Here is a 13,112-nt window from a genome sequence, read left to right on the forward strand (position 1 = left end):
TTATTTTTCTAGCACCACGGTATTTCCATCTTCCGATATGGTGTAGTCCATGCCTAAGGTACTAAAAACTGTTCTAAGCGCCACTTCCTTATTATTATTAGGAAATGTACCCGTATAAATGGTGGTTAGATCAATATTAGAGGAGTTGATTTGTATGTTGTATTGTTCTTCTAATTCTTTAAAAACATATTTCAGAGGGATACTTCTAAAAGAGCTTGTATTGCTTAACCATGTAGGCTCTGCTCCAGTAAAAGTCCAGTTTTCCGGAGTATTTCCATAGTTTCTATATGCCTTCCCAGCGGTAAGTATTTCTGTATAATTTTTATTCACCACGCTTACTTTTCCCTCATAACAATTTACCTCAAAGAGAGCATTGTGAGACTGAACATTGAATTGGGTTCCTAATACAGAAACTTCTCCGTTTTTTGTGGATACCGTAAATTTACTTCCTTTGGTAACTTTAAAAAATGCTTCCCCTTCCAAAGAAACAAGGCGGGTGTTTTTCCAATTGTCCTTATCAAAACTGGCCTTGGATTTTGCATTTAATATCATTTCAGAGCCATCAGGTAACTGTACGGTTAATGTTTCACCATATTGGGTGGCAAAATCATCCTTAGGTCCAAATAAAAATATCCCAAATATGATAGCGATAGACGCAGCCACAGCCATATAAGGTAACAGTTTGATTACTGTACCTTTTTTCTTTTTATTAGTAGTGTTTTCTCGTTTAGACTTCAAAGCGATGAGTTCTTTTTCAACATCATACGTCTTAAGATCAAGAGCATCTGCACCAGCCATTATTTTGGCATAGTACTGATATTCCGGATGCTTCTTAAACGCCTTGAGTTCCTCTTCAGAAAGCTCTCCGCTTACCCATCTGGCTAAGAAAAAATCATCTTTTTTATCATCAAACATAACTTCTGTCTATATAATATGAACGCATTAACTTTAAATTACCCTACCACTATTTTGAAAAAAATAATCTAACTACTTGTTTTATTATGAATTACAGCTACCATCATAACCTGATTTGACCAGTATTGTTGTGTGTTTTATATATTTCCTAATGTTTTTCGTAATGTGCCCAAGGCTTTATGCATTAATTTTTCAATGGCCTTTACAGAAACTCCTGATAGTTCAGCAATTTCTTTATAGGTTTTTTTATCGATCCTACTCAACAAAAATACCTCACGTTGTCTTTCGGGTAATGAAGCAATAGCTGCTTTTAGTTTTTCCATGTACTCCTTTTCCAAAGCAATAAACTCTGGAGACTCGTGATTGATATCTGATTTTCGCTGAGTTACATAATCCTGGTATTTAAATTTTACCTTTTGATGTCTTGTAATACTAATCCCCAAATTGGTTGCAACGGTGTATACATAACTTTTGGCTTTGTCTATCGATACATTAGCACAGTTATTCCATAATTTAATAAAAGCATCCTGTACAATATCTTCTGCTTGATCAAGATCTCCAAACTTATAATACAGATAGTTCCTTAAAAGTTTGGAATGACTTTTAAAGAAATTATCAAATACCTTTTCGTTACATGTAGAATTTTTATTGTCAGACATCTGGGGTGGATATAGATGAGGTCAAATCTAGATTTTTTTTCTAAGCTATCAAAAAAATATCAAGAAAGACGGGTAGGGTATACCTTTTTACACTCGTTCTATTCTTGTTATAACATTTCAAATCTCAATTGAGCATTCGCATAAATCTAGAACTTAATTTAAAAATTAAAATGAAAAATCTTAAAAATGTAATTTACCTATTATTTGGGCTATTGGCTTTGGTATCATCTTGTGAAGATATTGAAGAAAATGACTGTCTGCAATTATCTTTTACACAAGATGGAAAAGAGTTGTTTGCCGATTTTGATGGAATCAATGACCTCGACGTATACGAATGGTTTGTTGATGATCAATTGGTAGAAACCGAAAGTCTTCAAAACGAAAGAGATAATAAACTCGATCTTAGTTCCTATAATCCCGGAACGTATACCGTATGTATAAAAGCTGAAACAGAAACTTGTCCAGAGGGCGTTGAATTCTGTAAAGAAATCACAATTGAAGAACCTGACGGGAATGAGGACTGTCCTTCACTTGCTTTTACCTTAGAAGGTGGAGTAGCTACTGCTAGTTTTGAAGGTATTGATGAAATCGATGTTTATGAGTGGTTTGTAGACGGGCAAGTAGTAGAAACCGAAAGCAATCAAAATCAAGATAGAGATAATAAACTGGATTTGAGCACATACAACCCAGGTGAATATAATGTATGTATTAAGTTCGAATCCCCGGAATGTCCACAAGGTGTCGAATTCTGTAAAGTTGTGGTGATAGAAGACGATAATACAGGAGGAGATAATTGTCCGGATTTATCTTTTATAGAAGAAGGAACCCTTCTTTTCGCGAGCTTTCCAGGAATTGATCAATTAGATGTTTACGAATGGTTCGTAGATGGTCAATTGGTAGAGACCGAAGATCTTCAAAGTCAGGAAAGAGATGATATGCTGGATTTAGGATCTTACAATCCTGGAACATATGAAGTATGTATTAAAGCAGAAACCAATGAGTGCGCTCAAGGCACAGAATTTTGCTTAGAAGTGGTTATTCCTATGCCGCAACCAGTAGATTGTAACGCTTTCAATATTATATACGCTTCTAGTGGAAATAGAGAATTTGTGGCTCGTAATCCTCTGGTTCCTCTTGTAGATCCAAGTACTGTGGTCTGGACTATTGATGGTAATCAAGTACCGTCTAATTCTCCTACGGGTAATTTTATCATTTTGGATGATCATCTTACTCAACCTGGTAAGTATGAAGTATGTTACAAAGGAGAATCACAAGATTGTGGAACTTTGGAGAAATGTATTGAAGTAGACTTTTTAGCACTTTAGATTACCGTAATCTTAGGTTTAAGAAAGCCAAAATTTTAAAAGAGACAGCAAATTTGCTGTCTCTTTTTATTGTTGTAAACGCTTGTTTTTTATGGCTTTGATGTTTTGTTTTTAATTTTTTTAGGGAAAATACCCTCACAGGGGGTAGGGTGTTTTTTAAAACAGGCGTTTCACTTATAGAGCGGCTGTAAAGCCATTCACAACAAGTAACCCTAAAATTATTTACGATGAAAAAAATTAGTATTTGGTTGATAACAGTTTTTGCTATGATGTTAACATTTACTTCTTGTGAGGTAAATGAAGAATTTGAAACCTGCCCAGAAATTAATCTGGAAATCGAAAACGAACCAGGTAGCGCTGTATACAGATTTATTGCTCAGCTAGATGAGTTAGAAGATATTCGATTTACTTGGACGGTAGACGACGAAGAAATAGCAACAGGGAATATTGATAATATTATTGGTCAAATCTTAGATTATAGATTTGAGCCAGGTAAACATACGGTTTGTGTGAAGGTGGCAAGTGACGATTGTCCGATACAAGTTTGTAAAGAAATAGATGTAGTAAGAGATGAAACTGATCCATGCCCAGATCTTTTCTTTGAGAGCAGAACCCACGAAAAGCCATCCACATATAAATTCATCGCTGATTTTGAAGGAATAGAACGTTTGGATTACGGATGGTACATCAATGGAGAGTTGGTAGAAGATTCATCACCAAATGAGCGTAACTATTTAATCTGGGATTTTGAAGAGCCAGGAGTATACGAAGTATGTATTAAGACAGAAACCGACGAATGTCCTGAAGGAGCTTCTTATTGTAAAGAAATTAGAGTTGAAGAATCTGATTTGGCTTGTCCAGAAGTATTCTTTAGAAAAGAAATGGAGCCAGGTACCGATGGAACCTATGTTTTTGAAGCAGTGATCGAAGGTGCAGATGAGGTGAGTGAAATCCTATGGTATGTAAACGATCAGCAAGTAGAGAACGCTACAGATCAACAAGAAGGATCTAGAGTATTGGTACAGGAATTCGGACCAGGAGTATACGAAGTATGTTTAAAAGTAACAACACCAGATTGTCCTGATGGAGTGGTATACTGTAAAGAGATTAGAGTAGGTCAAAGCTGTCCAGAATTGAGTTTTGAAGCCGAAAGAGATGGTGATAACCTTGCGTATTACTTCTATCCAAGATACTTTGATGGTATCGAAGAAACTCCAATAAGTTGGTCAGTAAATCAGGATTTTGTAGGAACCACGCAAGGACACGATGAACCATTTTACTTCCAGTTTGCACCAGGTAGATATGAAGTTTGTATGCTAATAGAGACCGAAGATTGCCCAGAGGGAGTTTCTTTCTGTAAAGTGATCGAAATCGATTATGACTGTCCAGAACTATTCTTCGAAATGGAGCAAGAAGGTGATACACCAGGGTATAACTTCTATGCAAGCTTTGATAGAATGCAAGACACTTCGTATGAGTGGACGATTAATGGAGAAGTAGTAGACAGAGAAATCGTAGATAGTAACGAAGAAAAAGATGACTATCTGTACTATCAGTTTGGAGCAGGTACCTATGAGATCTGTATTATTGCCGAGACACCAAACTGTCCGCAAGGAGTAAGATATTGTAAAACACTAGTAATAGAATAAAGAAATTTAAAATTAAACGTCGATAAGATAGGTTTAGTTTAGGTTAGATTAATTAGGTTGATCCCCAGGAGAACGGCAACTTCTTCTGGGGATTTTTTTATGGTAAAACAATACGATCTTCAACTAATGCCTTGTTGAATAGCGGACGTTTTTTATATTGTAAACAAAATTTTATACTTTCAAGGTATATAAGTGATAGGAACAAAGGGGGTAGGGTAAATGATTTTCAAAGCGTTATATTTATATAAGACACTTTTATTTTGAAGATAATCAAGACATATTTCAAAACATTGGCGCTAATTTTTTTAGTATTAGCAAGCTCATGTGTAGATGATGATTCCTTTTTTCCTGAAGAAAGAGGAGAGATTACATCCTCTATTGCATTGGTTACGTTGCTTAACCAATTAGTAAGTACCCCAGGAGTTTCTGAAGATAATTTATGTTTCTCATTTCAGTATCCTATTGTTCTGGGATTCAATAACGATTCAAGTATTCGGATCAACGATTTTCAAGGATTAGTTGATGCGATCTCAGGTCAAAGCGGAAATTTTAATATTACAGGATTAGCATTCCCGGTAACCCTTCAATTTGGAACGAATACAAGTCCTGTTACTATCCAAAATGAAGCAGGGTTAATCGAAGTGTTAAGAGAGTGCGAGCTCGGAACCTTTAGGGATGAATTTAATGCGTTGTTTAGACAATGCTTCAAATTTGATTATCCAATTACGGTAATTAATAGCCAAAATTCAGAAGTTACCATAGAAAATCAGGAAGCTTTTGTAGGATTTCTTGTAGATCAAGGAGGTACTTATCAACCTAATTTCAAGTTTCCAATCAATGTGTTAGTGGGGCCTGATTTGGTCTCCGAAACAGTTTCTTCTTATTTTGAATTTTATAACATCATCAACAGTTGTGTGGGATGTCCCAATATTCGTTTTGAAATTCGGTCAGTTTCTGATACGCTGTACGAAATCGTTACTAATTTCGAAATTCTTAACAATTTTCAAATTTCTCTAAAGATTAATGGAGAAGTGGCATCGAATGCAATTCTGGATGGAAATATATTCAGTCAAGAATTCACACCAGGAACTTATGAAGTTTGTGTAAAAGTGGTGTCTCCAGATTGCCCAGAAGGGAAAGAAGCTTGCCAAACCCTTGTGGTACAAAGCAGATGCCCTAATCTTGGATTTACTTTTGAGCAGGAGCAGGGGACTTTTCAGTATAACTTCACGGCAAATTTCGAAGGGATCAGCGATACCCAATACAATTGGGTGGTTGATGATCAGGTGATCGAAGAAAATGATGGTGGCGCCCAGGGTGATAATAATTTTGTATTTCAATTTACTCCTGGAGCACATCGAGTGTGTATTTCTACAGAAACGCCATTGTGTCCACAAGGAACAGAATTTTGCCAAGATATTATCGTATGCCCAGAATTGTTCTTTACCGCAGAACAAGAAGGAAATACAAATACCTATGTATTCAATGCTGATTTCTTAGGAATAGAGCAAGTTACTTATCAATGGATCATCGATAACGAACCTCTGGAGACCGATGGAGGAGTTACCGGTGATAATACATTTACATTTCAGTTTACACCAGGTACTTATGAAGTTTGTATTGAGAGTGAAATCGTAGGATGCGAGCCTGTTCCAAAGTTTTGTGTAACAGTAACTGTGCCCTAAAAGACTTAGATTCTCATAAAAACCTAGTGCTATAATTCCTGTTATGTTAATGTAAGGAAGTAATAATTCTCAATCTCGTAATTCTTATCGAGAACCCTATAAACATTACATTCTTGTTATGGTTTTCGATACCTTTGTAGTAGGAAAAACAAAGAAATTATGAGATATCACACCAGAAAAGTTGTAAAGCCTGGAGATTTAAACCCTAACGAAACCTTGTTTGGAGGTCGATTACTGGAATGGATAGACGAAGAGGCCGCCTTGTATGCCGTAATACAGCTAGAGAATAAAAGAGTAGTTACCAAGTTCATGTCTGAAATCAATTTTGTGAGCTCTGCGGTACAAGGAGATATAATAGAAATAGGTATGGATGTGGTAAAGTTTGGTCGGACGTCTCTGATACTAAAGTGCACTGTTCGTAACAAATTAACCAGAAAAACCATAATTCATGTAGAGAATATCACCATGGTAAATTTGGATGAAAACGGAAAACCAACACCCCACGGTAAAACCAAAATAGAATACGTAAAGGATCGATTAGCGCAAAACTAATTTTTTAATGAGTTCTCTACCTAACTCTTCATTAAGATTGGTGATTATTTTTTGAGTACCATAGCTCAATTCTTCTCGTAATACAGATGAGTTTAATTGCACGAATAAGGTATTGCGCTCTAACTTTATATTTTGAGTATAATTCATAATAGCAGGTCCCATAACTTTTGCCCATACTTCTTTGGCATTAACTTTGTCTAACCCTTTTTGCAAGTTGTTGTCGGTGACAAAATTTTCTAAAACCTCTTTCAAGCTTTGATGTTCGCGATTCCTTTTTGCCATTATAATTCAATCTTTTGATAGCGTTTATAAAAGTACATATTTCCAGCTTCATTCTTGATGATGATCTGGTTTTCTTTGGCAGAAATTACAGTTTCTTTCCAGGAGTCAAGGGGAGTAGTGTAGTACATTCTTAAACTATCATTCTCGATTTTTACCACAAACGTTTCACTGTCTCGAGTTACAATGAAATTTCCATCTATTTTGGGTTGTACTTTTTTTCGAGTTCCTATAGTATCTTTTAATTCAAAAAAGTCAATACTTTGATTGAAATTGTATTCTTTTTCCTCACCAGTAGATTGTACTACACGCTCAATTTCCCAATACCCATTGATATGCTTTTTAAAGCTATTAGGATCCACTTTTGTACAAGCGGTACATAAAGCCAGTAGTAAGACAAAAAACAATTTTTTCATAATGTCTACAACTTAAAAATTTTATAACTCTGTGAAATCTTTTTAACTACCTCTTCTGTTCTGTCGGCATGCGTATCACTGATAAATAGCTGTCCAAAATTTTGGTCGTCTACCAACTTAACAATATGTTCCACACGCTTTTCATCTAGTTTATCAAAAATATCATCTAGTAAAAGAATTGGATTCACATTGCTTTGTTTTTTGATAAAATCAAATTGAGCCAATTTAAGTGCTATCAAAAATGATTTTTGCTGACCTTGACTTCCAAATTTTTTGATAGGATAGCCTTCAATTTCAAACGACAAATCATCTTTATGAACTCCAACGCTGGTATACTGTAATGCACGATCCTTTTCCAGATTTTGCTCTAATAAAACCAATAAACGATTTTGAGACAATTTACTTTGGTAGGTGAGCGAAATATTTTCTTTACCAGAACTTATGGCTTGATATCGATTAATAAAAATAGGAATAAAGGTATCCAGGAAGGCTACTCTTTTTTCATAGATTACATTTCCTAATTCATCCAATTGTTGGTTGTAGATGTCAAGTTGGGTAGCATCAAAGGTGTTATTGGCATTAAAATACTTGAGGAGTGAATTACGTTGTGAGACCAACTTGGAGTACTTTAATAAGGTAGTCAAATAACCATGATCGCTTTGTGATATGACTCCATCAATAAATTTACGTCGGGTATCACTCCCTTCAGTAATCAAATCTCTATCTGCTGGAGAAATAATGACTAGTGGTAAAAAACCAATGTGTTCACTAAAAGTATCATATACTTTTCCGTTGCGTTTAATGACTTTTTTTTGTCCTCTTTTGGTGCTTACAATAACTTTCTCTTCTCGTTCGTTCTTTTCATAGAGACCATCAATAACAAAAAAATCTGTGCCGTGTCTAATATTTTGACTCGTCACCGGATTAAAATAACTTTTCCCAAAGGAAAGGTGGTAAATGGCATCCAAAATATTGGTTTTGCCCACTCCATTGTTTCCTACGAGACAATTTATCTTGTGGTCAAATTCGAAATCAATCGATTCAAAATTCTTATAATTGAGTAAAGAAAGTGATTTTAAAAACATAAAACACTGATGATCAATAGATAGTGCTGGAAACAAGATTCGCAATTAATCGGTGCAAAATATTGAAAAATAATAAATACTTGTGCTTTTAATTATGAATAAAAATTTTATTTTTGCCCTTCATTAAAGAAAATTTATGGCAACTTACAAGAAACGCGGATACAAACCAAAAAATAAAGCGGAAGAAGTAGAACAGGTTGAAGAAAACTCAACAACAGCCGAAGTGTTTAACACCTTGGATGAAGGTGCTTCTAAAACTGAAGAATGGGTTGCAGCGAACCAAAAATACATTTTAGGTGGTGTAGGGCTTATTGCTTTGATAATTTTGGGTTATTTAGGATTTCAAAAGTTTATCCAGGAGCCAAAAGAACAAGAAGCAGCCAACGAGATGTTTCAAGCCCAACAATATTTTGACCTTGCAATAAATGGTAATTCTACAGTTCGTGACTCTATATACAACTTAGCTCTTAATGGAGGAGAGGGTAAATACGGATTTTTGGAAATCATAGATAATTACGGAGGTACAAAAGCGGCTAACCTTGCCAATTATTATGTTGGTTTTTCTTATTTGAATATGAATAAGTATCAGGAGGCAATCGATTATTTGGATAATTTCAAAAGTGATGATGAGATGTTAGGTCCATTAGCTTTGGGAGGTATCGGAGATGCTTTTGCTCAATTAAACCAACTAGACGAAGCGCTAGGATATTATGAAAAAGCAGCTTCATCAAAAACTAATAATTTTACCACGCCAAAATTTTTATTGAAAGCTGCGATTACTGCAATATCTGTAGGTAAAGCTGAGGTAGCGGTACAGTATTTAGAAAGAATTAAAAACGAGTTTCCTAAAAGTGTAGAGGCAAATCAAGCAGAGGTACATTTAGGAAAAGCACGTGCAATGCAAAAATAGTCGTGATTGTGTAGTTAAGAGTATAGTGATTTTATGAGTAACTCTTAACTCATGATCCAAAAAAACGCTTAACGTATAATAATGGCTACAGAAAATAAAAATTTATCACAATACGATAAAGCAACAATCCCAAACGCGAAGAACTTTCGGTTTGGGATTGTTGTTTCAGAATGGAACGAAAATATAACTCAGGGTCTTTTTCAGGGTGCTTTTGACGCACTTATTGATTGCGGAGCCATCAAAGAGAATATTGTTCGTTGGAATGTTCCTGGTAGTTTTGAGTTGATTTACGGTTGCAAAAAGATGCAAGAGTCCTTTGATATGTTGGATGCAATTATTGCTATAGGATCTGTAATTCAAGGAGAAACCAAACACTTCGATTTTGTTTGTGAGGGAGTTACGCAAGGGATCAAGGATTTAAATATCCAAAATGATATCCCAGTAATTTTCTGTGTGCTTACCGACAATAATATGCAGCAATCCATAGATAGATCAGGTGGTAAGCACGGGAATAAAGGGACAGAAGCAGCAATAGCAGCAATTAAAATGGCTCAGCTAAGAAAAGATTCCAAATTCTACAAAGCGTAATACTTGTGCTTTAGCTTCTTTGTTTGGCACAAGTGTTGCTTGATGTTATTGTAATGCTAAAAGCTTTACATTACAATGCATTTTAAGTATATTTGAATACGTTATGGGAATTTTTAAGACAAGAAAAAATAAAAAGTTTAGTTACACGCCAAGGTATTGGGACGATAAAGGAGAAGGTAGCCCTTATCAAATCACACATAAGTTTGATGAATACCGAAGTACGATTGGTAAGACCGGAAACCTTAAGGATCGTTTCAAAAATGCCTGGAATGAACTAAGACATGACTCAGATAGAAGAATCAACAGAAGAGTTCTTATTATTTTTATGATCTTACTTTTTGTATTCCTATTTCTAATAGATTTTGATTTATCCATATTTACTGCAAGACGATAAATGTCTAATATCATACAACTATTACCAGATCACGTTGCTAATCAAATTGCTGCAGGAGAGGTGGTTCAGCGACCAGCTTCTGTAGTCAAAGAATTGTTAGAAAACGCGATTGATGCAAAAGCATCGTATATAAAACTAATTATAAAAGAAGCAGGTAAAACCTTAATCCAAGTTATTGATGATGGAGTAGGGATGAGCAATACCGATGCCAGATTGAGTTTTGAGCGACATGCTACTTCAAAAATCAAATCTGCAGAGGATTTGTTCCATTTGGATACCAAAGGGTTTCGTGGTGAAGCTTTAGCATCTATTGCTGCGATAGCCCATGTAGAGCTTAAGACTATGCAAGAAGGTAACGAGGTGGGTACCGAAATCAAAATAGAAGGTAGTAAGATTACCTCTCAAGAAGCATGTGTAACACCGAAAGGGACCTCGATATGCGTAAAAAACCTGTTTTATAATATTCCGGCGCGACGTAATTTTTTGAAATCAAATGCTGTAGAGTTACGTCATATTATCGATGAGTTTCATAGAGTGACTATGGCGCATCCAGATATCCGGTTTGATATGTATCATAACGGTAGTGAGATCTTTAACCTGCCGGTTTCGAATTATCGACAACGCATAGTAAACATCTTTAGCGGTAAAACGAACGAAAAGTTGGTGCCTATATCCGAAGAAACTGATTTAGTAACCATCAGTGGCTTTGTTGGGAAGCCAGAGTATGCCAAAAAAACTAGAGGAGAGCAGTTTTTCTTTGTTAATCATCGATACATCAAAAGTCCATATTTGAACCATGCGGTAAATGCTGCTTTTGAGGGATTGGTAAAAGAAAAAACGCATCCCAGTTATTTCATTTATTTAGAAGTAAATCCGGAAACAGTAGATATCAATATTCATCCTACCAAAACAGAGATCAAGTTCGAGGATGAACATGCACTATACGCCATGTTGCGGTCAACAATAAAACATAGTTTGGGGCAATTTAATGTGGCTCCTGTATTAGATTTTGATCGGGATGCTACTATGGATACCCCTTATGGGTATAAGAATAAAGCGGCTCAGATACCCAAAGTAGAGGTGGATCGTAATTTTAACCCGTTTAAAGAGAGTTCTTCTTCAGCGGGTAGCCAATCTTCTGGGAAGTCTTCATTTTCATCATTTAAGAAGGAATCAGCCGGTAGCTGGGAGAATCTGTATGTAGGTTTAGAATCCGAGGAACCAATAACTTCACCTACAGATACCAAAACAGAAAAAGAAGAAGGTTTTTCTACTATAGAATTTGAGAGCGCCGAAGTAACAGGATCCTTGTTTGAAGATGATGAAAAAAAGGATTTGGTACATCAAAACACCTATCAATTACAAAAGAAATATATAGTGACCACCATCAAAAGTGGAATGGTGATTATACACCAACATCGAGCACATCAACGAATTTTGTACGAAGAATTACTTCGTAATATTACTATGGCTAGCTCAGTAAGTCAACAATTGTTATTTCCGCTTAAGATTTCGTTGTCAAAAACAGAAATGGCACTTTTGGATACGGTAAAAGAGCAATTAGAAAATACTGGATTTGTTTTTGGTGACGACAATTTGGGAGAGCTGGAAATAACCGCAATTCCATCTGTAGTAGGAGAGAAAGAAGTGGGAACACTTTTGGAACAATTGATAAGCGATTTGGAGAATGATGTTCCGGATAGTGGATTTTCTCAAACCGATGCATTAGCAAAATCTATGGCAAAGAGTATAGCAGTAAGAACAGGTACTGAATTAGGTACAGAACAAATACAGTATCTGGCGAATAGTCTTTTTGCTTGTACCGAGCCAACAATAACACCAGATAATAAGACGACTTTCATCACGTTTTCGGTAGATGAGATCGATAAGAAATTTTTTTAAATGGGTAGAATTACAGAAACAGTAAAAGTCTTATTGATAATTAATATCATTTTTTTTGTAGGGTCTATCTCACTAGGAGATCATGCGTTCGAATGGTTAGCGTTGTGGTTTCCAAAAAATGATAATTTTCAAATTTGGCAAATTGTTACTCATATGTTTATGCATGCAGATGCAGGTCATATATTCTTTAATATGTTCGCTTTGTATATGTTTGGGAGCCATTTGGAAAATTCTTTGGGACAACGAAAATTTTTATTCGTTTACTTTTTCTCAGGACTTGGTGCGGTTGGGTTCCAGATTCTTTTTACCTATTTTCAGTTCGCTCCGGGTTACCAGGCTTATTTAGAGGCAGGTTTCTCTTCAGCAGAAATAAATACATTCATCCAGGAAACAGTTGCTTCAGGTCAATACAAGGTTTATCCTAATATTCCTCAAGAAGTGACGGAGAAAATGATACGTGCTTATGTTACTCCTATGGTAGGAGCATCGGGTGCAATTTTTGGAGTTTTGGCTGCTTTTGCGGTATTGTTTCCTAACTTACCTTTGTTTATCATATTTATTCCGATACCGATAAAAGCTAAGTATTTGATAGGAGGATATTTCTTATTAGATCTTTGGGGAGGGATTACAGGGCAAGCCATTTTAGGGCCTTCTAATGTAGCTCATTGGGCGCATATAGGAGGTGCAGTAATTGGATTTATCACTATGTGGTATTGGAAAAAGAATTCGTTTAATCAACATCGTTGGTATTGA

Annotated in this window: 14 protein-coding genes; 9 read left to right on the forward strand and 5 right to left on the reverse strand. The window is 35.6% G+C overall.

What is annotated here, in order from left to right:
- Positions 1-915, reverse strand: a complete 915-nt coding sequence (locus tag ACXAGJ_RS19320; RefSeq protein WP_474842108.1) for a FecR family protein — start codon at positions 913-915, stop codon at positions 1-3.
- 137 nt (positions 916-1,052) lie between these two features.
- Positions 1,053-1,574, reverse strand: a complete 522-nt coding sequence (locus ACXAGJ_RS19325; RefSeq protein ID WP_073315100.1) for an RNA polymerase sigma factor — start codon at positions 1,572-1,574, stop codon at positions 1,053-1,055.
- 170 nt (positions 1,575-1,744) lie between these two features.
- Here ACXAGJ_RS19325 and ACXAGJ_RS19330 point away from each other — a divergent pair, with 170 nt between their 5' ends.
- The 4 genes from ACXAGJ_RS19330 (at position 1,745) to ACXAGJ_RS19345 (ending at position 6,785) form a co-directional block, all read left to right on the forward strand.
- A complete protein-coding gene (locus ACXAGJ_RS19330) occupies positions 1,745-2,899 on the forward strand; it encodes a hypothetical protein (protein WP_474842110.1) in 1,155 nt (384 codons plus the stop codon).
- 227 nt (positions 2,900-3,126) lie between these two features.
- Entirely contained in the window at positions 3,127-4,548 is a 1,422-nt protein-coding gene (locus ACXAGJ_RS19335) for a hypothetical protein (RefSeq protein ID WP_474842112.1), read from the forward strand.
- Positions 4,549-4,838: 290 nt separating this feature from the next.
- Positions 4,839-6,233: a hypothetical protein gene (locus tag ACXAGJ_RS19340; protein WP_474842114.1), complete on the forward strand. Its 1,395-nt coding sequence runs from the start codon at positions 4,839-4,841 to the stop codon at positions 6,231-6,233.
- Positions 6,234-6,392: 159 nt separating this feature from the next.
- Entirely contained in the window at positions 6,393-6,785 is a 393-nt protein-coding gene (locus ACXAGJ_RS19345; RefSeq protein WP_474842116.1) for an acyl-CoA thioesterase, read from the forward strand.
- Here ACXAGJ_RS19345 and ACXAGJ_RS19350 read toward each other — a convergent pair.
- The 3 genes from ACXAGJ_RS19350 to recF are packed head-to-tail and all read right to left on the reverse strand — an operon-like array spanning position 6,771 to position 8,565.
- A complete protein-coding gene (locus tag ACXAGJ_RS19350; protein WP_474842118.1) occupies positions 6,771-7,067 on the reverse strand; it encodes a DciA family protein in 297 nt (98 codons plus the stop codon). The two genes, ACXAGJ_RS19345 and ACXAGJ_RS19350, sit on opposite strands and share 15 nt — an antisense overlap.
- Positions 7,067-7,480: a lipocalin-like domain-containing protein gene (locus ACXAGJ_RS19355; protein WP_474842120.1), complete on the reverse strand. Its 414-nt coding sequence runs from the start codon at positions 7,478-7,480 to the stop codon at positions 7,067-7,069. The genes ACXAGJ_RS19350 and ACXAGJ_RS19355 overlap by 1 nt, the downstream gene beginning before the upstream one ends.
- Positions 7,481-7,485: 5 nt before the next feature.
- A complete protein-coding gene (gene recF / locus ACXAGJ_RS19360; RefSeq protein WP_474842122.1) occupies positions 7,486-8,565 on the reverse strand; it encodes a DNA replication/repair protein RecF in 1,080 nt (359 codons plus the stop codon).
- Positions 8,566-8,701: 136 nt separating this feature from the next.
- On the opposite strand from recF, the gene ACXAGJ_RS19365 reads away from it, so the two are divergent.
- From ACXAGJ_RS19365 to ACXAGJ_RS19385, 5 genes are all read left to right on the forward strand, one after another.
- On the forward strand, positions 8,702-9,475 hold the full coding sequence (locus tag ACXAGJ_RS19365) for a tetratricopeptide repeat protein (protein ID WP_474842124.1): 774 nt from the start codon (positions 8,702-8,704) through the stop codon (positions 9,473-9,475).
- An 81-nt stretch (positions 9,476-9,556) separates the two neighbouring features.
- Complete coding sequence (ribH, locus tag ACXAGJ_RS19370; protein WP_474842126.1) at positions 9,557-10,063, forward strand: 6,7-dimethyl-8-ribityllumazine synthase; 507 nt, start codon at positions 9,557-9,559, stop codon at positions 10,061-10,063.
- A 103-nt stretch (positions 10,064-10,166) separates the two neighbouring features.
- Positions 10,167-10,457: a riboflavin synthase subunit beta gene (locus ACXAGJ_RS19375; protein WP_474842128.1), complete on the forward strand. Its 291-nt coding sequence runs from the start codon at positions 10,167-10,169 to the stop codon at positions 10,455-10,457.
- A complete protein-coding gene (gene mutL / locus ACXAGJ_RS19380) occupies positions 10,458-12,359 on the forward strand; it encodes a DNA mismatch repair endonuclease MutL (RefSeq protein ID WP_474842130.1) in 1,902 nt (633 codons plus the stop codon).
- Positions 12,360-13,112, forward strand: coding sequence for a rhomboid family intramembrane serine protease (locus ACXAGJ_RS19385; RefSeq protein ID WP_474842132.1), 753 nt, complete (start codon positions 12,360-12,362; stop codon positions 13,110-13,112).

The sequence above is a fragment of the Aquimarina sp. AWH4_224 genome (genome assembly GCF_056160245.1).

Coding starts and splice junctions, on each gene's coding strand:
- ACXAGJ_RS19330 (WP_474842110.1), top strand. CDS start 1,745: ATGAAAAATCTTAAAAATGTAATTTACCTATTATTTGGGCTATTGGCT.
- ACXAGJ_RS19320 (WP_474842108.1), bottom strand. CDS start 915: ATGTTTGATGATAAAAAAGATGATTTTTTCTTAGCCAGATGGGTAAGC.
- ribH (WP_474842126.1), top strand. CDS start 9,557: ATGGCTACAGAAAATAAAAATTTATCACAATACGATAAAGCAACAATC.
- ACXAGJ_RS19385 (WP_474842132.1), top strand. CDS start 12,360: ATGGGTAGAATTACAGAAACAGTAAAAGTCTTATTGATAATTAATATC.
- ACXAGJ_RS19365 (WP_474842124.1), top strand. CDS start 8,702: ATGGCAACTTACAAGAAACGCGGATACAAACCAAAAAATAAAGCGGAA.
- ACXAGJ_RS19375 (WP_474842128.1), top strand. CDS start 10,167: ATGGGAATTTTTAAGACAAGAAAAAATAAAAAGTTTAGTTACACGCCA.
- ACXAGJ_RS19345 (WP_474842116.1), top strand. CDS start 6,393: ATGAGATATCACACCAGAAAAGTTGTAAAGCCTGGAGATTTAAACCCT.
- ACXAGJ_RS19350 (WP_474842118.1), bottom strand. CDS start 7,067: ATGGCAAAAAGGAATCGCGAACATCAAAGCTTGAAAGAGGTTTTAGAA.
- mutL (WP_474842130.1), top strand. CDS start 10,458: ATGTCTAATATCATACAACTATTACCAGATCACGTTGCTAATCAAATT.
- ACXAGJ_RS19335 (WP_474842112.1), top strand. CDS start 3,127: ATGAAAAAAATTAGTATTTGGTTGATAACAGTTTTTGCTATGATGTTA.
- recF (WP_474842122.1), bottom strand. CDS start 8,565: ATGTTTTTAAAATCACTTTCTTTACTCAATTATAAGAATTTTGAATCG.
- ACXAGJ_RS19355 (WP_474842120.1), bottom strand. CDS start 7,480: ATGAAAAAATTGTTTTTTGTCTTACTACTGGCTTTATGTACCGCTTGT.
- ACXAGJ_RS19325 (WP_073315100.1), bottom strand. CDS start 1,574: ATGTCTGACAATAAAAATTCTACATGTAACGAAAAGGTATTTGATAAT.